This is a genomic window from Enterobacter cloacae complex sp. Mu1197 (assembly GCF_040059225.1).
GTDB classification, from domain to species: Bacteria; Pseudomonadota; Gammaproteobacteria; order Enterobacterales; family Enterobacteriaceae; genus Enterobacter; species Enterobacter quasiroggenkampii.
The window spans coordinates 2780926-2800542 of sequence record NZ_CP157375.1; the positions used below are offsets into that span (position 1 = coordinate 2780926).

General features: G+C 57.1%; 20 protein-coding genes. 8 read left to right on the forward strand and 12 right to left on the reverse strand.

The features are described from left to right. Positions 1-60: 60 nt before the first annotated feature. Entirely contained in the window at positions 61-1131 is a 1071-nt protein-coding gene (dadX, locus tag ABFV38_RS13135) for a catabolic alanine racemase DadX (protein ID WP_008500515.1), read from the reverse strand. A 9-nt stretch (positions 1132-1140) separates the two neighbouring features. Then, positions 1141-2439 (reverse strand): D-amino acid dehydrogenase, encoded by a 1299-nt coding sequence (locus ABFV38_RS13140; protein WP_045908248.1) that lies wholly within the window; start codon positions 2437-2439, stop codon positions 1141-1143. A gap of 321 nt (positions 2440-2760) precedes the next feature. Between ABFV38_RS13140 and ABFV38_RS13145 the strand changes: the two genes are divergently transcribed. Next, positions 2761-4293, forward strand: a complete 1533-nt coding sequence (locus tag ABFV38_RS13145; RefSeq protein ID WP_023293929.1) for a SpoVR family protein — start codon at positions 2761-2763, stop codon at positions 4291-4293. A gap of 116 nt (positions 4294-4409) precedes the next feature. Here ABFV38_RS13145 and fadR read toward each other — a convergent pair whose 3' ends face one another. After that, entirely contained in the window at positions 4410-5129 is a 720-nt protein-coding gene (gene fadR, locus ABFV38_RS13150) for a fatty acid metabolism transcriptional regulator FadR (RefSeq protein WP_348957407.1), read from the reverse strand. Positions 5130-5330: 201 nt separating this feature from the next. Between fadR and nhaB the strand changes: the two genes are divergently transcribed. Both nhaB and dsbB read left to right on the forward strand, forming a co-directional pair. Next, entirely contained in the window at positions 5331-6869 is a 1539-nt protein-coding gene (nhaB, locus tag ABFV38_RS13155; RefSeq protein WP_348957408.1) for a sodium/proton antiporter NhaB, read from the forward strand. Positions 6870-7012: 143 nt separating this feature from the next. Continuing rightward, positions 7013-7543, forward strand: a complete 531-nt coding sequence (dsbB, locus tag ABFV38_RS13160; RefSeq protein ID WP_045908244.1) for a disulfide bond formation protein DsbB — start codon at positions 7013-7015, stop codon at positions 7541-7543. Between the two features lie 105 nt (positions 7544-7648). Here dsbB and ABFV38_RS13165 read toward each other — a convergent pair whose 3' ends face one another. From ABFV38_RS13165 to ABFV38_RS13175, 3 genes are all read right to left on the reverse strand, one after another. Next, complete coding sequence (locus ABFV38_RS13165; RefSeq protein WP_045908282.1) at positions 7649-8089, reverse strand: YcgN family cysteine cluster protein; 441 nt, start codon at positions 8087-8089, stop codon at positions 7649-7651. Positions 8090-8182: 93 nt separating this feature from the next. Then, on the reverse strand, positions 8183-8842 hold the full coding sequence (locus ABFV38_RS13170) for a fumarylacetoacetate hydrolase family protein (protein WP_024909871.1): 660 nt from the start codon (positions 8840-8842) through the stop codon (positions 8183-8185). A gap of 47 nt (positions 8843-8889) precedes the next feature. Next, positions 8890-9165 (reverse strand): YcgL domain-containing protein, encoded by a 276-nt coding sequence (locus tag ABFV38_RS13175; RefSeq protein WP_008500507.1) that lies wholly within the window; start codon positions 9163-9165, stop codon positions 8890-8892. A 123-nt stretch (positions 9166-9288) separates the two neighbouring features. Here ABFV38_RS13175 and minC point away from each other — a divergent pair, with 123 nt between their 5' ends. From minC to minE, 3 genes are read left to right on the forward strand one after another with little or no spacing between them, the layout of a single operon-like run. Next, positions 9289-9996, forward strand: a complete 708-nt coding sequence (gene minC, locus ABFV38_RS13180) for a septum site-determining protein MinC (protein ID WP_045908243.1) — start codon at positions 9289-9291, stop codon at positions 9994-9996. A gap of 23 nt (positions 9997-10019) precedes the next feature. Beyond that, on the forward strand, positions 10020-10832 hold the full coding sequence (gene minD / locus ABFV38_RS13185) for a septum site-determining protein MinD (protein WP_008500505.1): 813 nt from the start codon (positions 10020-10022) through the stop codon (positions 10830-10832). Positions 10833-10835: 3 nt separating this feature from the next. After that, positions 10836-11105, forward strand: coding sequence for a cell division topological specificity factor MinE (gene minE / locus ABFV38_RS13190; protein ID WP_008500504.1), 270 nt, complete (start codon positions 10836-10838; stop codon positions 11103-11105). A gap of 73 nt (positions 11106-11178) precedes the next feature. On the opposite strand, the gene rnd is transcribed toward minE, so the two are convergent. From rnd to ABFV38_RS13215, 5 genes are all read right to left on the reverse strand, one after another. After that, entirely contained in the window at positions 11179-12306 is a 1128-nt protein-coding gene (gene rnd / locus ABFV38_RS13195) for a ribonuclease D (RefSeq protein WP_111967062.1), read from the reverse strand. Between the two features lie 71 nt (positions 12307-12377). Further along, positions 12378-14063, reverse strand: coding sequence for a long-chain-fatty-acid--CoA ligase FadD (fadD, locus tag ABFV38_RS13200; protein ID WP_074180385.1), 1686 nt, complete (start codon positions 14061-14063; stop codon positions 12378-12380). A gap of 203 nt (positions 14064-14266) precedes the next feature. After that, entirely contained in the window at positions 14267-14848 is a 582-nt protein-coding gene (locus ABFV38_RS13205; protein WP_028018678.1) for a Slp family lipoprotein, read from the reverse strand. 37 nt (positions 14849-14885) lie between these two features. Continuing rightward, positions 14886-15581, reverse strand: coding sequence for a tRNA (adenosine(37)-N6)-threonylcarbamoyltransferase complex dimerization subunit type 1 TsaB (gene tsaB, locus ABFV38_RS13210; RefSeq protein WP_348957409.1), 696 nt, complete (start codon positions 15579-15581; stop codon positions 14886-14888). 66 nt (positions 15582-15647) lie between these two features. Beyond that, positions 15648-17558, reverse strand: a complete 1911-nt coding sequence (locus ABFV38_RS13215) for an ATP-dependent DNA helicase (protein ID WP_023325496.1) — start codon at positions 17556-17558, stop codon at positions 15648-15650. Positions 17559-17691: 133 nt separating this feature from the next. On the opposite strand from ABFV38_RS13215, the gene ABFV38_RS13220 reads away from it, so the two are divergent. Next, positions 17692-18036, forward strand: coding sequence for a RidA family protein (locus ABFV38_RS13220; protein ID WP_008500498.1), 345 nt, complete (start codon positions 17692-17694; stop codon positions 18034-18036). 6 nt (positions 18037-18042) lie between these two features. Here the strand turns inward: ABFV38_RS13220 and ABFV38_RS13225 are convergent, their stop codons facing one another. Then, positions 18043-18225, reverse strand: a complete 183-nt coding sequence (locus ABFV38_RS13225) for a YoaH family protein (RefSeq protein WP_008500497.1) — start codon at positions 18223-18225, stop codon at positions 18043-18045. Positions 18226-18286: 61 nt separating this feature from the next. Here ABFV38_RS13225 and pabB point away from each other — a divergent pair, with 61 nt between their 5' ends. Next, positions 18287-19612, forward strand: a complete 1326-nt coding sequence (pabB, locus tag ABFV38_RS13230; RefSeq protein ID WP_348959423.1) for an aminodeoxychorismate synthase component 1 — start codon at positions 18287-18289, stop codon at positions 19610-19612. Positions 19613-19617: the final 5 nt, after the last annotated feature.

The following is a 19617-nucleotide window of genomic DNA, read 5'->3' on the forward strand; positions in this document are numbered from 1 at the left end:
CTACACTCGAGGATTTTGTAGGTCGGGTAAGGCGAAGCCGCCACCCGACACAAACATTTGTTACACCGTCACAACCGGCACTCTCGGTGCCAGCGCGCACATCAGTTCATACCCTACCGTCCCTGCTGCGGCTGCCACGTCATCAATTTTGATTTCGTTACCCCACAGCTCAACCGGCGAACCGATACCCGCCTGCGGGCAGGGCGTCAGGTCAACGGCCAGCATATCCATTGATACGGTGCCTACCGTCCCCGTGCGGACACCATCGACCCACACAGGCGTGCCGGTCGGCGCAATGCGCGGGTAGCCGTCGGCATAGCCGCCCGCCACGATACCAATCCGCTGCTCGCCCTTTGCCCGATAGCGGCTACCGTAGCCCACCGTGTCGCCAGCCTTCAGGGTTTGCACACCAATGATTTCGCTGCGCAGGGTCATTACCGGCTTCAGGCCGCTGTTGGCGATATCCTGCCACTGGCCCGAGGGCGACGCGCCGTACAGAACGATCCCCGGACGCACCCAGTTGTAGTGCGCCTCGGGATGCCAGAGCGTGGCCGCCGAGTTGGAGAGCGAGCGCGGACAGTCCAGCCCTTCTGCCGCCTGCTCAATGCGGACCATGGCATCGGCAATGCCGTCCGGTTTTTCCGCATCGGCAAAATGCGCCATCAGCGTCATTTCACCTACGTTCTTCAGCGCACGCAGTTGCTGCCAGACCGTATGCACCCGCTCAGGCTGGAACCCCAGGCGGTTCATGCCGCTGTTCACCTTGAGATAGATATCCAGCGGAGCATGGAGCTTCGCATCCTGAATCGCTTTGATCTGCCAGTTGCTGTGAACGCTGGTGGTCAGCCGGTACTTATCCAGCAGCGGCAGATCGTCGGCGTGGAAGAAGCCCTCGAGCAGCAGTATGGGCCCTTTCCAGCCGCGCTCGCGCAGCAAAATGGCCTCTTCCAGATTAAGTAACGCAAAGCCATCGGTGGCGCTCAGGGCGCTCCAGATACGGTCAATGCCGTGGCCGTAGGCATTCGCTTTCACGACCGACCACACGCGTGCGCCAGGTGCCGCCCGGCGAACAATCTGCAGGTTATCCTTCAGGGCCTGCAGGTTCAGCTGAGCCAGAACAGGACGGGACATGACAACTCCTTAGTTATGCGCGCCGTGCAGGTGCTGTGGACGCGACGGCGTAAACCCCGATTGATAGCGCGCGGCGCTTAAATCGTCAAACGGAATGGCTGGCGTGCGTCCGGAAATCAGGTCGCTCAGCAGCTGGCCGGAGCCACAGGCCATCGTCCAGCCAAGCGTGCCGTGTCCGGTATTGGTCCACAGGTTTTTGAACGGCGTGCGCCCCACAATCGGCGTACCGTCCGGCGTCATTGGACGCAGGCCGGTCCAGAACGTCGCCTGCTCGACAAAGCCACCGCGCGGGAAGAGATCCCCTACCACCATCTCCAGCGTTTCACGACGCGGTTTCAGCAGCTCGGTATTGAAGCCGACGATCTCCGCCATGCCGCCTACGCGGATGCGGTTATCGAAGCGGGTAATGGCGATTTTGTAGGTTTCATCCAGAATGGTAGAAACCGGCGCGCCGCTCTCCTCTTTTACCGGAATGGTCAGCGAGTAGCCTTTTAGCGGGTAGACCGGAATATCGAGAATGCCCTTCAGCATGGCGGTGGAGTACGAGCCAAACGCCATGACGTAAGCATCCGCTTTGATCACCTCTTCGCCACACTTCACGCCGTAAATTTTTTCCCCTTCCGACAGCAGCTTGTCGACAGCGGTGTTAAAGCGGAACTTCACCCCCGCCTGCTCGCACATCTGCGCCAGACGCTGCGTAAAGAGCTGGCAGTCGCCGGTTTCGTCGTTCGGCAGGCGCAGGCCGCCCGTCAGCTTATGCGCCACTTCCGCCAGCGCCGGTTCAACCTGACCAAGCTGGCTGGCTTCCAGCAGCTGGTACGGTACGCCAGCATCTTCCAGCACGGCGATATCGCGGGTGGCATTTTCGTACTGCTGCGCCGTGCGGAACAGCTGCAGCGTTCCGCCCTGACGGCCTTCGTACTCAATCCCCGTCGACGCGCGCAGCGCTTTCAGGCAGTCGCGGCTGTATTCCGCCAGGCGCACCATGCGCCCTTTATTCTCCATGTAGTGGCGGGTGTCGCAGTTGCGCAGCATCTGCCACATCCACTTCAGCTGGAACTGCGTGCCGTCAAGGCTGATGGCCAGCGGCGCGTGGCGCTGGAACATCCATTTAATCGCCTTCAGCGGAACGCCCGGCGCTGCCCACGGTGCCGCATAGCCGGGAGAGATTTGCCCGGCGTTCGCCGCGCTGGTTTCCAGCGCAGGGCCTGACTCACGATCGATAACGGTGACGTCATGTCCCGCCTGACTTAAATACCAGGCGCTGGTTACCCCAACGACACCACTTCCCAGTATGACAACACGCATAGCCACTCCATTATGTGCAAAAGAACAATCTTCTAATTACAGATTGATAACCTAGTTGAAAATATTATTCAACATACGACTTTTTTATGGTGACTTACCTCACACATCCCCCAGCATCAGGGGATAGTGCTAATTTGGGATCTCCTGCTGCGCGTTATTTTTAACCAGCATAATATGCTGATGGACGCCCTTTTTTTGCCGTATCAAAAACGCGAAATCGCAAAGAAAAAATTTCTGCCTCAGCACGCTTTTTAACACGTTGATCTATGCTTGAAAGGAGGCTCTCCAGACAGAGAGAGCACCCACAACGAGGGCGCGCTAATGGCTACTATTGATTCCCTGAACAAGGACAACACACGTCTGAGCGATGGACCCGACTGGACCTTCGAGCTGCTGGATGTTTACCTCGCCGAGATCGACCGGGTCGCAAAACTGTATCGCCTGGATACATACCCCCATCAGATTGAAGTCATTACATCCGAACAGATGATGGACGCCTACTCCAGCGTCGGGATGCCGATCAACTATCCGCACTGGTCGTTTGGTAAGAAATTTATTGAAACGGAGCGGCTGTATAAGCACGGCCAGCAGGGTCTGGCGTATGAAATCGTCATCAATTCCAATCCGTGTATCGCCTATTTAATGGAAGAGAACACCATTACCATGCAGGCGCTGGTGATGGCGCACGCCTGCTACGGGCATAACTCTTTTTTCAAGAATAACTATCTGTTCCGCAGCTGGACGGATGCCAGCTCCATCGTCGATTACCTGATCTTCGCCCGTAAATACATTACCGACTGCGAAGAGCGCTACGGCGTGGACGAAGTGGAAAAACTGCTCGACTCCTGCCACGCGCTGATGAACTACGGCGTAGACCGCTATAAACGTCCGCAGAAAATCTCCCTGCAGGAGGAGAAAGCGCGGCAGAAAAGCCGCGAAGAGTATCTCCAGAGCCAGGTGAACATGCTGTGGCGCACCCTGCCGAAGCGTGAGGAGGAAAAAACGATCGCCGAAGCGCGTCGCTATCCGTCCGAGCCGCAGGAAAACCTGCTCTATTTTATGGAGAAGAACGCCCCGCTGCTGGAGCCGTGGCAGCGTGAGATCCTGCGCATCGTGCGTAAGGTGAGCCAGTATTTCTATCCGCAAAAGCAGACGCAGGTGATGAACGAAGGCTGGGCGACATTCTGGCACTACACCATCCTCAACCACCTGTATGACGAGGGGAAAGTTACCGAGCGGTTCATGATGGAGTTTCTCCACAGCCATACCAACGTGGTGTTCCAGCCGCCCTACAACAGCCCGTGGTACAGCGGCATTAACCCGTATGCGCTTGGTTTTGCCATGTTCCAGGACATCAAGCGTATCTGCCAGTCGCCGACGGAAGAAGACAAGTACTGGTTCCCGGATATCGCCGGGTCTGACTGGCTGGAAACGCTGCACTTTGCGATGCGCGACTTTAAGGATGAGAGCTTCATCAGCCAGTTTATGTCGCCGAAGATCATGCGTGACTTCCGCTTCTTCACCGTGCTGGACGATGACCGCAACAACTATCTGGAGATCTCCGCAATCCACAACGAGGAGGGATACCGTGAGATCCGCTCTCGCCTCTCTTCCCAGTACAACCTGAGCAACCTTGAACCGAATATTCAGGTCTGGAACGTGGATTTACGCGGTGACCGCTCCCTGACGCTGCGCTATATCCCGCACAATCGCGCGCCGCTGGATAAAGGGCGTAAAGAGGTGCTTAAGCATGTGCATCGCCTGTGGGGCTTTGATGTGCAACTGGAGCAGCAGAATGAAGACGGGAGCGTTGAGCTGCTGGAACGCTGCCCGGCGCGGTTGAATACGCTGTAGTGCAGCCTTTTTTGCCCGGTGGCGCTACGCTTACCGGGCCTACAAGACCCGTAGGTCGGGTAAGGCGTAGCCGCCACCCGACGAAAAAAAACCTCTCATACGAGAGGTTTTTTATTTCAGCGGCTCTGAATCGCCAAATCGCCCGGCAGCGTTTTCTGCATGCGGTGCCAGATTTCACCGGAATCGTGACCGTAGCGGCGCACCGTCTCATAAACCTGATCGTGCAGGCCTTCAGAGCACAGCTTGCTCAGCTTATGGTAGAAGCCCAGCGCCAGGCTGCGGGCTTCTGGATTGGCAAAGTAGTGGCGGCCAATGCGGGTGTAGAGCCCTTTCATGCCGTTGAGGATCAGACCGTACACCGGGTTGCCGGAGGCAAACGCCAGCCCACGGAAGACGTTGTAATCGAGGGTGGCAAACGCGTCGGCGTGATCTTCCACTTCGTTGGCACTGGCCAGTACCGCAAGCGCATCTTCCGGATGCTGACGGAAAGCCGTACGAATGAAGATCGTCGCGATGTTGGTGCGAACGGAGAGCAGATTATCAATGAGCTGCGGCACGCTTTCATGATCGAGACGCGCCAGCGTTTCAAGAATGTTCAGCCCGGAGGTTTCCCAGAAGTTGTTCACTTTTGTTGTCTTGCCGTGCTGGATCGTCAACCAGCCATCGCGCGCCAGTCGCTGAAGCACTTCACGCAGCGTGGTGCGAGTGACGCCAATCAGTTCAGAGAGTTCGCGTTCAGCCGGAAGAATGGACCCCGCAGGGAAACGATTATTCCAGATGCTTTCAATGATGTACTCTTCCGCGAAACCCGCCGGGCTCTGCGCCTTAATGACCATAGTGAGATTTCCATTACACAGCTTTAGCAAATTGGACTCATCATACCAGAGGCACGCAGTGGCAGGTAGCGCGGCAAAGAGAGAAAAGAGGGATCGCCGTTTCATTTTTGTGAAATTTACACTGCAGCGTTATCCGCCTCCGGCCCGCGATTTTTGCGTATACTGATGTTTTGTCTTACTTGACGGGGAAGGACGTCTGTCGTGGAAATTTCATTTGGGCGCGCGCTGTGGCGCAATTTTTTAGGCCAGTCTCCTGACTGGTACAAACTTATACTTCTGGTGTTCCTGGTCGTTAACCCCCTCCTCTTTAGCGTGAGCCCGTTTATGGCCGGGTGGCTGCTGGTGGCGGAATTTATCTTCACCCTGGCGATGGCACTGAAATGTTATCCCCTTCTGCCGGGCGGACTGCTGGCGTTTGAGGCCGTCGTCATCGGCATGACCCGCGCTGAGCACGTTAAGGCCGAGCTGGCATCCAATCTTGAAGTGCTTCTGCTGCTGATGTTTATGGTGGCGGGCATCTACTTTATGAAACAGCTGCTGCTGTTTATCTTCACGCGTCTGCTGCTCAGCATTCCGTCGAAAATGTTCCTCTCGCTGTCGTTTTGCCTTGCGGCTGCCTTCCTGTCGGCCTTCCTGGACGCGCTGACGGTGGTCGCGGTAGTGATAAGCGTGGCGGTGGGGTTTTACGGTATTTATCACCGCGTGGCCTCCTCTCGTCCGGGTGAGGATTTGCAGGATGACAGCCACGTCGATGCGCATAACCGTGAGGTACTGGAGCAGTTTCGCGCCTTCCTGCGCAGCCTGATGATGCATGCCGGCGTCGGTACCGCTCTGGGGGGCGTGATGACGATGGTGGGCGAGCCGCAAAACCTGATCATTGCCAAAGCGGCGGGCTGGCACTTCGGTGATTTCTTCCTGAGAATGGCACCAGTGAGCGTGCCGGTGCTGATCTGCGGTCTGGCGACCTGTCTGCTGGTGGAGAAGTTTCGCCTCTTTGGGTACGGAGCACAACTTCCGGAGCCGGTGCGCCAGGAGCTGCATAAATTTGATCTGCAGAGCCGACGCCAGCGGACGCGCCAGGAGACACTGCGTCTGATTGCTCAGGGGATCATCGGCGTCTGGCTGATCGCCGCGCTGGCGTTCCATCTGGCTGAAGTGGGGCTGATTGGCCTGTCGGTCATTATTCTCGCCACCACCTTTACCGGCGTAACGGATGAGCATGCCATCGGCAAAGCCTTTACCGAAGCCCTGCCGTTTACCGCCCTGCTGGCGGTGTTCTTTGCGGTCGTGGCGGTGATTATCGACCAGCATCTGTTCGCGCCGATTATTGCTTTTGTCTTAAAGGCGTCGCCGGATGCTCAACTGTCGCTGTTTTACCTGTTTAATGGCCTGCTCTCGTCGATCTCAGATAACGTCTTTGTCGGGACGGTCTACATCAACGAGGCCAAAGCGGCCATGGAGCAAGGCGTGATCAGCGCCGGACAGTTTGAGCTGCTGGCCGTGGCGATCAACACCGGTACCAACCTGCCGTCGGTGGCGACGCCAAACGGCCAGGCCGCCTTCCTGTTCCTGCTGACCTCCGCCCTCGCCCCCCTCATACGTCTTTCTTATGGCCGGATGGTGTGGATGGCGCTGCCCTATACGCTGGTGCTCACGATCGTGGGATTGCTTTGCGTCAAAATTACCCTCATTCCCTGTACGCAATGGTTGATACAAGCGGGTATACTTGCGGCGCAGTAAATACTGCAACTCGGGCAGTTCGCTGCCCGTTTGCCTTTTCGCACGATAAACATCCAATTACGTTTTATTTCGCCAGGTACAGGTGGCGCGAAAAACGAATTCGTTTACACTGCGATTTCTAAGCATGTTCCAGGGAAATGATTATGTTGAGATTTTTAAACCAGTGCTCCCGCGGTCGCGGAGCGTGGTTGTTAATGGCCCTGACCGCCTTTGCGCTGGAAATGGTGGCGCTATGGTTCCAGCACGTGATGGGACTGAAACCTTGCGTACTCTGTATTTACGAACGCTGCGCCCTGTTCGGCATTATGGGTGCGGGCCTGGTAGGCGCGATTGCCCCGAAATCGCCGCTTCGCTACGCCGCTATCGCGATCTGGCTGTACAGCGCCTGGAAAGGCATTGAACTCTCCTGGCAGCACACCATGATGCAGCTGCATCCGTCACCGTTTATGACCTGCGATTTTGCCGCCCGCTTCCCGAGCTGGCTGCCGCTGGACAAATGGCTGCCGCAGGTGTTTGTTGCATCCGGTGACTGCTCCGTTCGCCAGTGGGAATTCCTGACCCTCGAGATGCCGCAGTGGCTGGTGGGCATTTTTGCCGCCTACTTCGTCGTGGCGCTGCTGGTGCTGATCGCTCAGCCGTTCAAACCGAAGAAACGCGATCTATTTGGGCGCTAATTCGCCCGGCGGCGCTTCGCTTGCGCGGGCCTACGGTTTTGTAGGTCGGGTAAGCACAGCGCCACCCGATATAATAAAAAACCCGCCTCGGCGGGTTTTTTAATCTCAGCGGGTCGGGTGGTTCATGATGTGGTCTTCCCAGTCACGCACCTCGGACTCTTTCACCGCAATATGGCGCACGGAGATACGCTCGCCGTGCATCGCCGCTTTTGAACCGGTCAGCAGCGGATGCCAGGCCGGCAGATCTTTCCCTTCCGCCAGCAGGCGATACGCGCAGGTATGCGGCAGCCATTCGAAGGTGGGCAGATTATCCCGGGTTAACTTGATGCAGTCCGGCTCAAACTCAAAGCGGCGCTCATAGTTGCGGCACTGGCAGGTCTTAATGTTGAGCTGCTTACAGGCCACGTTGGTGAAGTAGATTTCATCCGTGTCTTCATCCATCAGCTTGTGCAGGCAGCACTGACCACAGCCGTCGCATAAGGATTCCCATTCCGCATCAGTCATGTCGTCGAGAGTTTTGCTTTGCCAGAAAGGGATGTCGTTCATCAGGATGTCCACACGTCAAAAGAAAGCGCACCTTATAACGAGTCTGGCACGTCGTTGCAAGTTTTGCCGCCCTTTTCAGGCGGCAAGAGGAAGTTACAGCACGCGGGTTTTCAGCGACAGGCCGTTAAAACCGACCTCCAGTTCATCACCGCTCACGAGCGGACCAACGCCTTCCGGCGTGCCGGTCAGGATCACATCACCCGGCTTCAGGGTAAAGAAGCGGCTCATGTAGGCGATCAGCGGCACAATCTTATGGATCATGTCTGCCGTGGTGCCCTGCTGGCGGATTTCACCGTTAACCTTCAGGCTGAGCGGGGTATCCTGCGGATCGCCGGTAAATTCGCTCACCGGCACAAACGCCGAAATCGGGCAGGAATTATCAAACCCTTTGGCTTTTTCCCACGGCTGTCCGGCTTTCTTCATTTTGCCCTGCACGTCGCGTAGCGTCAGATCCAGCGCCACGCCGTATCCGGCAATCGCTTTCTGAACATGCTCTTCGGAAGCCTGACGCAGCGTCGCGCCAATCAGTACGGCGAGTTCAACCTCGTGATGCACCGAGCCGAGCCCCTGCGGCAGGGCCAGCGGCTGGCGGATATCGCAAAGCGCCGTTTCAGGCTTAATAAACAGAACCGGCTCTTCTGGCGTCGCACTGCCCATCTCCTGAATATGTTTTGCATAGTTGCTGCCCACGCAAACCACTTTGCTGACGGGATAATCCAGTAATGCACCTTGCCAGTTATGATGTTGATACATGGTCGACCCCTAAACGGTTGATGTGTTGTGCTCAAAAACAGTTGAGACTATTTTTTTCCGTTCGCCTCAAGATGCTGTTTTAATAAATTCTCCGGTGGCGGCGGAAGCTGTAAATAATAGCCCTGCTCGGCTAATGCCGTTTTCACTTTCTCCAGATCGGCATTCACCAGTTTCTTGCGACCATCAAGCGGCAGCAGCATCGCCATCTGCGGTCGGCCAAAGCTCTTCATTAATTCTTCAGGCACGCGTGAAAAATCGTCTTTCTTTTCGACATAAAGATAGGTCTGGTCACGGGTTGTACTTCTGTAGATCACACAAAACATGTTTTTACTCTGAATTAATGGGTGGTTGCTTGCCTCAATATACTCCTGACTATAACATGCCTGATACTCTTCGGAATATCGCAGCGAGTGGTTGCGGTTAATAGCAAATTGAGTAAGGCCAGGATGTCAAACACGCCCATCGAGCTTAAAGGCAGTAGCTTCACCTTATCAGTGGTACATTTGCATGATGCAAAACCCGAGGTTATTCGTCAGGCGTTAGAAGACAAAATCGCCCAGGCTCCCGCCTTTCTGAAGCATGCCCCTGTTGTGATCAACGTCAGCGGTCTTGAGGCGCCGGTTAACTGGAAACTTCTCCAGCAGGCCGTCTCCTCCACCGGACTGCGTATTGTCGGCATCAGCGGCTGCAAAGATACTGAACTGAAAGCGGAAATCGACCGTGCGGGGCTGCCGCTTCTGAATGAAGGCAAAGAAAAAGCCCCCCGTGCGGCACCCGTTGCCGTCGAAACGCCCCCTCCTGCGGCGCAAAACGTTACAACCATCACAAAAACGCGAATGATTGATGTGCCGGTTCGTTCCGGTCAGCGCATTTATGCACCAAACTGTGATCTGATTGTTACAAGCCACGTCAGCGCTGGCGCTGAGCTGATTGCAGATGGCAATATTCACGTATACGGTATGATGCGTGGACGTGCGCTCGCGGGTGCAAGTGGCGATCGGGACGCGCAAATATTTTGTACTCACCTGACGGCGGAACTGGTGTCCATCGCAGGTGAATATTGGCTGAGCGACAAGATCCCAGCCGAATTTTATGGCAAAGCGGCTCGCCTGCTTCTGGCAGACGACGCGTTGACCGTTCAACCGTTGAATTGATCCCTTTTTAACAAGGAATTTCTATGGCACGCATTATTGTTGTTACTTCGGGTAAAGGAGGCGTTGGCAAGACCACCTCCAGCGCGGCCATCGCTACTGGTTTGGCCCAGAAGGGAAAGAAAACCGTCGTTATCGACTTCGATATCGGCCTGCGTAACCTCGACCTCATCATGGGATGTGAGCGTCGCGTCGTGTATGACTTCGTGAACGTCATTCAGGGCGATGCCACGCTGAACCAGGCGCTGATTAAAGACAAGCGCACCGAGAACCTCTACATTCTCCCGGCCTCTCAGACGCGTGACAAAGACGCCCTGACCCGTGAAGGGGTAGAAAAGGTGCTCGACGAGCTGAAAAAAATGGAGTTCGACTTCATCGTCTGTGACTCCCCTGCCGGCATCGAAACCGGTGCCCTGATGGCGCTCTACTTCGCTGATGAAGCGATCATCACCACCAACCCTGAAGTTTCATCCGTGCGTGACTCAGACCGTATTCTTGGGATCCTCGCCTCTAAATCCCGTCGTGCGGAAAATGGCGAAGACCCGATTAAAGAACACCTGCTGCTCACCCGCTACAACCCGGGCCGCGTGAACAAAGGTGACATGCTGAGCATGGAAGACGTGCTGGAGATCCTGCGCATTAAGCTGGTGGGCGTTATCCCGGAAGATCAGTCCGTGTTACGCGCCTCTAACCAGGGCGAGCCAGTGATCCTGGATACAATGGCAGATGCAGGTAAAGCTTACGCCGATACCGTTGACCGTCTGCTGGGAGAAGAACGTCCTTTCCGCTTCATTGAAGAAGAGAAGAAAGGTTTCCTCAAACGCCTGTTCGGAGGATAAGTTATGGCATTACTGGACTTTTTTCTCTCGCGGAAAAAGAACACCGCCAACATCGCAAAAGAACGTCTGCAAATTATCGTTGCGGAGCGTCGTCGTAGCGACGCCGAGCCTCACTACCTGCCGCAGCTGCGTAAGGACATCCTGGAAGTGATCTGTAAGTACGTGCAGATCGACCCGGAGATGGTGACGGTGCAGCTGGAACAAAAAGACGGGGATATTTCGATTCTGGAGCTGAACGTGACGCTCCCTGAAGCGGAAGAGTCGCGTCCGTAGGTTTGTGATTTCGTAGCCCCGGTAAGCGCAGCGCCACCGGGGGAATATGCCGGGTTATCCCCCGGCATATTTTTTATCGCGGATAACCTTCCAGCAGCGTATTCAGGCGATCGGCCATCAATTCCCCGCGCCATCCCGCCATCATTTCCGGTACGCCATTCTGTGGCTTCAGCTTCCAGTGCCAGTTCAGCAGCTGATTAATCTGACGGCGTGAGGCGAGCAGTTCCGCGCTCAGCTTGCTTTCCGTTGCCACCGTCTGCACCAGCGCTTTGATATCTTTAAACGCTTTGCGATAGCCCGGCATATCCATCAGGTTCAGCAGCGGTTCCGGCAGCGCGTCGTCGGGTAATTCTTGCGCTTTTGCGACCAGCGCCAGCAGGGTTTTGCCGTGGAAACGGATCTCACTGCCCGAAAGCCCAATGCTGTCCAGCTCGCCGAGGCTGCCCGGCATATAGCGCGCCACCGCCCAGAGATGCTCTTCGCGGACGACAAAGTTAACGGCCAGATCGCGCTCGCGCGCTTTACGCAAGCGCCAGTCTGCCAGCAGCTGCAGGCATGCCAGCTGACGCGTGCGCAGCTGCCAGGCGTTGCTGATGTCGCGCCAGGCCTCTTTCGGATCCACCACTTCCTGACGACGCTGCTGGGTCATACGGCACTCATCCAGCGCTGCCGGGAGCCATCCGGAGGCTTCCGCCTCTTTCATCAGCTGTCCGGCGATCGGCAGCAGGTAAAACACGTCAGCCGCCGCATACTCCAGCTGGCGGGCGGTAAGCGGACGCGCCAGCCAGTCGGTACGGGATTCGCTTTTATCCAGGGTCAGGCCCGTATACTCCTCCACCATGGCGGCAAAGCCCCATGAGAGTGGGCGACCGCTGAACGCCGCGAGGATCTGCGTATCAATCAGCGGCTGAGGCATGATGCCAAAGGTATTCAGAAAGACTTCCAGATCTTCACTGCCTGCATGCAGGTATTTCGTGACGGCGGTATCGAGCAGCAGGTCGCGCATCGGCGTCCAGTCGGTAATGCCGAGAGGGTCAATCAGCGACACGTTTTTACCGTCGTACATCTGAATCAACCCCAGCTGCGGATAGTACGTCCGGGTACGGACAAACTCGGTATCCAGGGCAATGGCAGGAAAGTCGCGCGTCACTTCGCACAGCGAAGCCAGCTCGTCGTTGGTCGTGATCATCTGGTAATTCAAATCGGATTCTCTTTTGTTTGCGCCCATAAAAAACGCCGGCTTAACCGGCGTCTGGGCGATTAACGTGTAGCTCAGGCCTTATTGTCTACTTTGGCACGGGCTTCGTCACGTAATTCTCGTCGTAATATCTTCCCGACGTTGGATTTCGGCAGCTCATCGCGGAATTCCACCAGCTTCGGCACTTTATAGCCCGTCAGTTGACGACGACAAAACGTTACCAGCGCTTCCTCGGTGAGAGAAGGATCTTTCTTGACCACAAATATCTTCACCGCTTCACCGCTGCTGCCGGAAGGCACGCCGACCGCTGCCACTTCGAGTACGCCGCTGTGCTGCATGACCACGTCTTCGATCTCATTCGGATAGACGTTGAAGCCGGAGACCAGGATCATATCTTTCTTGCGATCGACAATGCGCAGGAAGCCCTCGTCATCCATCACCGCGATGTCACCGGTATGCAGCCAGCCGTCTTTGATGATTTCGTCAGTCGCGTCGGGACGCTGCCAGTAGCCCAGCATCACCTGTGGACCTTTGACGCACAGCTCGCCCGGCTCACCCGGCGCAACTTCATTATCGTTATCATCGACCAGTTTCGCTTCAGTGGAAGGAACGGGCAGACCAATGCTTCCGCTGTGGTAGTCGATGTCATGCGGGTTAACGCTGACCAGCGGCGCGCATTCCGTCAGGCCATAGCCCTCGAGCAGATACTGTCCGGTGAGCTTCACCCAGCGCTCGGCCACTGCCTGCTGAACCGGCATACCGCCGCCCGCAGAGAGGTGCAGCGTGGAGAAGTCCAGCTGCTGGAACTCTTTGTTATTAAGCAGCGCGTTGAAAAGGGTATTTACCCCGGTCATGGCGGTGAACGGGTATTTTGCCAGCTCTTTCACCAGCCCCGGGATATCACGCGGGTTGGTAATCAGCACGTTTTGACCGCCCAGCTCAATAAACAGCAGGCAGTTCATGGTCAGTGCGAAAATGTGGTACAGCGGCAGCGCCGTGATGACCAGCTCTTTGCCGGGATGCAGCAGCGGCCCGTAGGTTGCGTTGACCTGCTCAAGGTTCGCCAGCATGTTGCGGTGAGTCAGCATTGCGCCTTTCGCCACGCCGGTGGTGCCACCGGTATACTGCAGGAAGGCGAGATCTTCTGAGACCACTTCCGGCTTGACGTACTGCATCCGATAGCCCGCATGCAGCGCGCGGCGGAAGGAGATAGCGTCCGGCAGATGGTATTTTGGCACCAGGCGTTTGACGTATTTGACGACAAAGTTAACCAGCGTGCCTTTGGCGGTAGAGAGCTGATCCCCCATGCGCGTCAGGATGACGTGTTTCACCTGGGTTTTGTCGACCACTTTTTCCAGCGTATGGGCAAAGTTGGACACAATGACAATTGCAACCGCGCCGCTGTCGTTCAGCTGATGCTCCAGCTCGCGCGGGGTATACAGCGGGTTGACGTTGACGACGATCATCCCGGCACGCAGGATACCGAACAGCGCCACCGGGTATTGCAGCAGGTTCGGCATCATCAGCGCGACGCGATCCCCTTTTTGCAGACCCAGCCCTTCCTGCAGGTACGCCGCAAACGCCCGGCTGCGCTCCTCCAGCTTACGGAACGTCATCACCTCGCCCATATTCACAAATGCGGGCTGATCCGCGTAGCGCCTCACCGAGTGTTCAAATAATTCCACCAGGGATTGATAACGGTCAGGATTGATCTCAGCAGGAACATCTGCGGGATAACGGTTAAGCCAAACCTTCTTCAATGCATCACCTCTGAAATGAGTGTTCGTCGTCATCACAACCCCGATAATAAACAGTTTGTTAACATTATATTAACTCAGCGTACCAGTTTATTAATTGTTCAGATTTAAGGTTGCGAAGCGCGTCACTCTTTTTTTTCGTTTTATCCGTAAAAAAACAGAGACAGCGGCTGAGCCGCTGTCTCTTTTCTAGCAATAACAGTAAGTTACTCAGTAACGATCGTCTGTACCTGTGCAGGTCCCGGGTTATACCAGCCCCAGCCCGGGTAGCCGTAGCGATAAGGATGCGGACCCCACATCCACGGATCGATCGGCTGCGGCGGCATAATCACCTGCTGGGCCAGCCGCCAGCGCTTGTATCCGTTGACCTGCATGGTCATGAATTTATACGGCGTGTTGCCGATTTTGCCCTGCACGGCGCCGGTAATCGGCCCGACGACGGTCACCAGCTGTCCGCGAAAATCGACCGGATCGAGGAACCCGCTGACGTCCGCATAGATACGTCCCCGGGAGGCCTCGCCCAGTACAGGCCGCGCGCCGCTGTCCAGCGGAACGGTGGCGATCTCCAGGCGGGTTTTCCCCTGCTGGTTTTGTACGTCAATCACCTTACCGCCAAAGCGCGCTTCCTGGCCGACGTACAGTTCAGGCGCATTCATCACCCGAACCAGATCCTGCTGTGGCGTCGGGCTGCTGCCCTTAATCGCATCAGGAACGGAAACGCATCCGCTCAGTGCTATGGCAACCGCGCCTGCCATAATAAGGCGTACTACTTTAGTCTGAACCGCCATGATGCGACTCCTTTTTCTCAGTTCCTGTTACTGAGATTCACTCGCGGCCCGGAAGTTTCTTCCACGCGACGGTGTTTCGCAAATAAACCGGTTCCGCCTGTTCAACAGCCACGGTTTTGCCTGCTGCGAGCAACTGGCTGGCAATCGGAAGCATATCTTCCGCAGCCGGCAAAAGCATGTTGCCGTCCACCAGCGTCAACCCGGTGTCTTTCGCCATCTCAGGCCACGCTGGCCAGCCCGTGCCGACGGTCGCCCACTCGCCGGACAGCTGCTTCAGTCGTTCTGTCACCGCTTCTGGCTTAAGCACGGCCTCCGTCTCTTCACCGTGCCACACGCCCTGCTCGTCACGGGTGTATTCGGCCCAGTAGACTTCGCCCATGCGGGCATCAATCGCTGCCAGGACGCGCGTTGCCCCGGTCATGCGCCATGCGCCCTGCGCCATGGTGGCGAGGGTAGAGACGCCGATCATCGGCAGTTCGGCGCCCAGCGCCAGCCCCTGCGCAATGCCAATCCCGATACGTACGCCCGTAAAGCTGCCGGGGCCGCGGCCAAAGGCCAGCGCGTCGAGGTCGGTTAAGGAGGTGTTTCCCTGGGTTAAAATGGCTTTTACCAGGGGCAGAATGCGTTGGGTGTGTTCCCGGGGGCACTCTTCGAAATGGGCAGAAACAGCACCGTCGTTCAACAGGGCAACAGAGCAAGCCTCTGTCGCGGTATCAATAGCCAGAATTCGCATCGGTCGTCGCGCTCTCGCAAGGGTCAGTCACAAAATGGCGCGCATCTTAGCACACTCCGGGGTAAATTACTCCGCCGTTGGGTTTGCCAGGAAACGCACCGCGCGTTTTATGTCCCGCGTCCGCGGCGCGGGCGGCAGGCTTGCAAGGAAAGTCGCACCGTAAGGACGCATCACCAGCCGGTTATCGCAGATGACCAGCACGCCGCGGTCGGTGACGTCACGGATTAAGCGCCCTACCCCTTGCTTAAGCGTAATGACCGCATCCGGCAGCTGAACCTCGTCAAACGGATCGCCGCCGCGCAGGCGACAGTCTTCCATCCGCGCCTTCAGCAGCGGATCGTCAGGGGAGGTAAACGGCAACTTATCAATGATCACCAGCGAAAGCGTGTCGCCGCGCACGTCCACCCCTTCCCAGAAGCTGCTGGTTGCGACCAGCAGGGCATTACCGGCACTCACGAACTGCTGCAGCAGCTGGCCTTTGCTGGTTTCGCCCTGCAGCAGCACCGGTAGCGTCATCGTAGCGCGGAACTGCTCAGCGAGGTCGCGCATCATGGCGTGGGAGGTGCAGAGCATAAAGCAGCGGCCGTTATTGGCCTCGATCATTGGCTTCAGCATCGCCGCCAGCAGCCGGGCCGCACCCGGCTGGTTGGGAAGCGGCAGATTTCGCGGCACACAGAGCAGCGCCTGCTTTTCGTAATCGAACGGGCTGGGCAGAAGCAGCGATTCCGCCTGCTCAATGCCGAGGCGCTCGGTGAAGTGGTGCAGATCGTCATTCACCGACAGGGTTGCCGACGTAAAGATCCAGCTGCCCGGCTTCTGCGCCATCACCTCTTTAAATTTATCCGCCACCGTCAGCGGCGTCAGCGCCAGGGTAAAGTGGCGCGAAGTGCACTCGTACCAGTAGCTGTAACCCGGCTGGTTAATCTCTTTCAGCCGTTTGAGCCGCCCGCGATAGAGCGTGGCGCGCTCGAAGGCCGCATCCAGCAGCGCGGAGCGGCCGAGTGACAGTTTTGCCACGTCGTAGCAGAGCTCAAGCGCATCATCGAGCAGCAGCAGCGCGCGCTGGATGTTTTTGTCCGCCAGCAGCTCGCGCAGGTTACCACGATAGCCCGGCTCGCCGAGCTGTAAACGGAAATCCTGCGCGCTCTGCGCCAGACGGTCGGCGCACTTCTGCAGCTGCTGGGTATCTTTGAGTTCGGTCCGGTAAGCAATGGTGAAATCTTTCGCCAGATCCTGCAGCTGACGGCTGGAGAGCGACTGACCAAAGTACTGGCTGGCGATGTCCGGCAGCTGGTGGGCTTCGTCGAAGATCATCACGTCCGCTTCCGGGATCAGCTCGCCGAAACCGCTATCCTTGACGACCATATCCGCGAGGAACAGATGGTGGTTCACCACCACCACATCCGCATCCATCGCCGTTTTGCGCGCTTTCACCACGAAGCAGTCTTTATACAGCGGGCAGTCGCTGCCGAGGCAGTTGTCGTTGGTGCTGGTCACCAGCGGCCAGGCAGGAGAGTCTTCCGGCACGCTCGCGCAGGTGCTGATATCGCCCTCTTCGGTCTGGTTCGCCCAGGCGCGAAGGATAATGACGTCGCTCAGGGTTTGCACCGGCAGGTCGCCGCCCGCCAGCGCCTGCTGCTCAAGGCGTTCCAGACAGAGATAGTTGGAGCGCCCCTTCAGCAGGGCCAGACGGCCTTTATATTTCAGCGCTTTTGCCACGGTGGGCAAATCACGGCTGTAGAGCTGATCCTGCAGCGCCTTCGAACCGGTGGAAATAATCACCTTCTTTTTCGCCCGCAGCGCCGGCGCAAGGTAAGCATAGGTTTTACCCGTGCCGGTACCGGCTTCGACCACCAGCGGCTGAGCCTTATCGATGGCGCGTGCAACGGCGTGCGCCATCTGTCGCTGAGGCTCACGGGGTTTGAAGCCGGGGATAGCCTGCGCTAATTGACCTTCAGGGGAAAAATCGTCTGCCACGGTGCTCTCTCACTGTATTTTTGCACAGGGATTATGTCAGCCCATCCACTCATGTGCCACCCCAAATAGTGACGACAGATGAACAATATGGCAGTCTTGCCGCCTGACGACGAAAAATAACGAGGAAACGTTTATGACAATTGTGCGCATTGATGCCGAAGCCCGCTGGTCTGATGTGGTGATCCATAACCAGACGCTCTACTACACCGGCGTCCCGGCTAACCTGGACGCGGATGCGTTCGAGCAGACGGCTAATACCCTGGCGCAGATTGACGCGGTGCTGGAAAAACAGGGCAGCGACAAATCCCGCATTCTGGATGCGACGATTTTCCTGGCAAACAAAGATGACTTCGCGGCAATGAACAAAGCCTGGGACGCGTGGGTGGTGGCGGGTCACGCGCCTGTACGTTGCACCGTACAGGCCACGCTGATGAAGCCGGAATACAAGGTAGAGATTAAGATTATCGCGGCGGTTTAAGCCCGATCACTCTTCATCTTCATCCTCGAAACGCGCCACGATCCGCTCGCCGGTATGCGTGGCGCGCAGTTCTTCCGCCACCTGGGAAATCGCCTGTCCGCTGCTCATCCCCTGGGACATCAGTTCCTGAATTCGCTCAACCGCTTTCTGCTGCTGTTCATGGCTCAGAGAAGGTAAACCTGCAAACATCGTCAACTCCTGCTAAATTATTCGCGCTAATTATTTCACGCTGCCCGGTAGTATGCCACACATGAACATGCGCTTCCCCACTGTTATTACCCTGCCCTGGCGGACAGACGCCGCTGAATACTGGTTTGCCCGCCTGAGCCATCTTCCGTTTGCGATGCTGCTGCACTCCGGCCATGCGGACCATCCCTATAGCCGCTTTGATATTCTGGTCGCAGATCCGCTGAAGACGCTGACAACCGATGACCTGTCGCTGACGGACGATCCGCTGGCGCAGCTTCAGCACGACATTAACGCGCTGGGCTTATCTGCCACACCCAACCCGGACCTTCCTTTTCAGGGGGGCGCGCTGGGCCTGTTTGGCTACGATTTGGGTCGCCGTTTCGAAACGCTGCCCGAGCATGCACAGGCTGATATTCCCCTGCCCGACATGGCCGTGGGGCTGTATGACTGGGCGTTAATTGTCGATCACCAGAAAAAAACGGTTTCCCTGCTGAGCCATCGTGACGTGCAGGCGCGTCTGGCCTGGCTTGAGGCGCAACAGGCTGCATCGGCTGAGACGTTCACGCTGACCTCCGGCTGGCGCTCCAACATGAGCGCCGCGGAGTATGGCGAAAAATTCGCGCGCGTTCAGGCGTATCTGCAAAGCGGCGACTGCTATCAGGTTAACCTCGCCCAGCGCTTCGAGGCGACCTATCGGGGAGATGAGTGGCAGGCGTTTACCCGTCTTAATGCCAGCAATAAGGCGCCGTTCAGCGCCTTTGTGCGTCTGGAACAGGGGGCGATCCTCAGCCTGTCGCCCGAGCGCTTTATTCATCTGGCCGAGGACACGATTCAAACCCGCCCGATTAAGGGCACGCTTCCACGCCTTGCCGATCCTGATGCCGATCGCCAGCAGGCGGAAAAACTGGCCGCCTCGCCAAAAGACCGCGCCGAAAACCTGATGATTGTCGATCTGATGCGTAACGACATTGGCCGGGTGGCCGTGCCGGGCAGCGTCCGCGTGCCGGAACTGTTTGTCGTTGAGCCTTTCCCGGCGGTGCATCATCTGGTCAGCACCATTACCGCGCGGCTGCCTGACTCGCGCACTGCCTGCGATCTTCTGCGCGCCGCGTTCCCGGGCGGCTCCATCACCGGCGCGCCGAAGGTGCGGGCAATGGAGATCATTGATGAGCTGGAGCCCCACCGCCGTAATGCCTGGTGCGGTAGCATCGGCTATATCAGCCTGTGCGGCACGCTGGATACCAGCATTACCATCCGTACGCTGACCGCCTGCAACGGAAACCTTTACTGTTCGGCCGGGGGCGGCATTGTTGCCGACAGCCAGGTCGATGCGGAATATCAGGAAACCTTTGATAAAGTTAACCGTATCCTGAAACAACTGGAGTAAACACG

What these genes read in the sequence shown, in the direction of transcription:
- ABFV38_RS13225 (WP_008500497.1), bottom strand. Translation starts at nt 18,225, where the DNA reads ATGTTTGCAGGTTTACCTTCTCTGAGCCATGAACAGCAGCAGAAAGCG.
- ABFV38_RS13140 (WP_045908248.1), bottom strand. Translation starts at nt 2,439, where the DNA reads ATGCGTGTTGTCATACTGGGAAGTGGTGTCGTTGGGGTAACCAGCGCC.
- dsbB (WP_045908244.1), top strand. Translation starts at nt 7,013, where the DNA reads ATGTTGAGATTTTTAAACCAGTGCTCCCGCGGTCGCGGAGCGTGGTTG.
- fadR (WP_348957407.1), bottom strand. Translation starts at nt 5,129, where the DNA reads ATGGTCATTAAGGCGCAGAGCCCGGCGGGTTTCGCGGAAGAGTACATC.
- ABFV38_RS13220 (WP_008500498.1), top strand. Translation starts at nt 17,692, where the DNA reads ATGACAATTGTGCGCATTGATGCCGAAGCCCGCTGGTCTGATGTGGTG.
- ABFV38_RS13170 (WP_024909871.1), bottom strand. Translation starts at nt 8,842, where the DNA reads ATGTATCAACATCATAACTGGCAAGGTGCATTACTGGATTATCCCGTC.
- ABFV38_RS13205 (WP_028018678.1), bottom strand. Translation starts at nt 14,848, where the DNA reads ATGGCGGTTCAGACTAAAGTAGTACGCCTTATTATGGCAGGCGCGGTT.
- dadX (WP_008500515.1), bottom strand. Translation starts at nt 1,131, where the DNA reads ATGTCCCGTCCTGTTCTGGCTCAGCTGAACCTGCAGGCCCTGAAGGAT.
- ABFV38_RS13145 (WP_023293929.1), top strand. Translation starts at nt 2,761, where the DNA reads ATGGCTACTATTGATTCCCTGAACAAGGACAACACACGTCTGAGCGAT.
- pabB (WP_348959423.1), top strand. Translation starts at nt 18,287, where the DNA reads ATGAACATGCGCTTCCCCACTGTTATTACCCTGCCCTGGCGGACAGAC.
- minD (WP_008500505.1), top strand. Translation starts at nt 10,020, where the DNA reads ATGGCACGCATTATTGTTGTTACTTCGGGTAAAGGAGGCGTTGGCAAG.
- ABFV38_RS13165 (WP_045908282.1), bottom strand. Translation starts at nt 8,089, where the DNA reads ATGAACGACATCCCTTTCTGGCAAAGCAAAACTCTCGACGACATGACT.
- minC (WP_045908243.1), top strand. Translation starts at nt 9,289, where the DNA reads ATGTCAAACACGCCCATCGAGCTTAAAGGCAGTAGCTTCACCTTATCA.
- ABFV38_RS13175 (WP_008500507.1), bottom strand. Translation starts at nt 9,165, where the DNA reads ATGTTTTGTGTGATCTACAGAAGTACAACCCGTGACCAGACCTATCTT.
- tsaB (WP_348957409.1), bottom strand. Translation starts at nt 15,581, where the DNA reads ATGCGAATTCTGGCTATTGATACCGCGACAGAGGCTTGCTCTGTTGCC.
- minE (WP_008500504.1), top strand. Translation starts at nt 10,836, where the DNA reads ATGGCATTACTGGACTTTTTTCTCTCGCGGAAAAAGAACACCGCCAAC.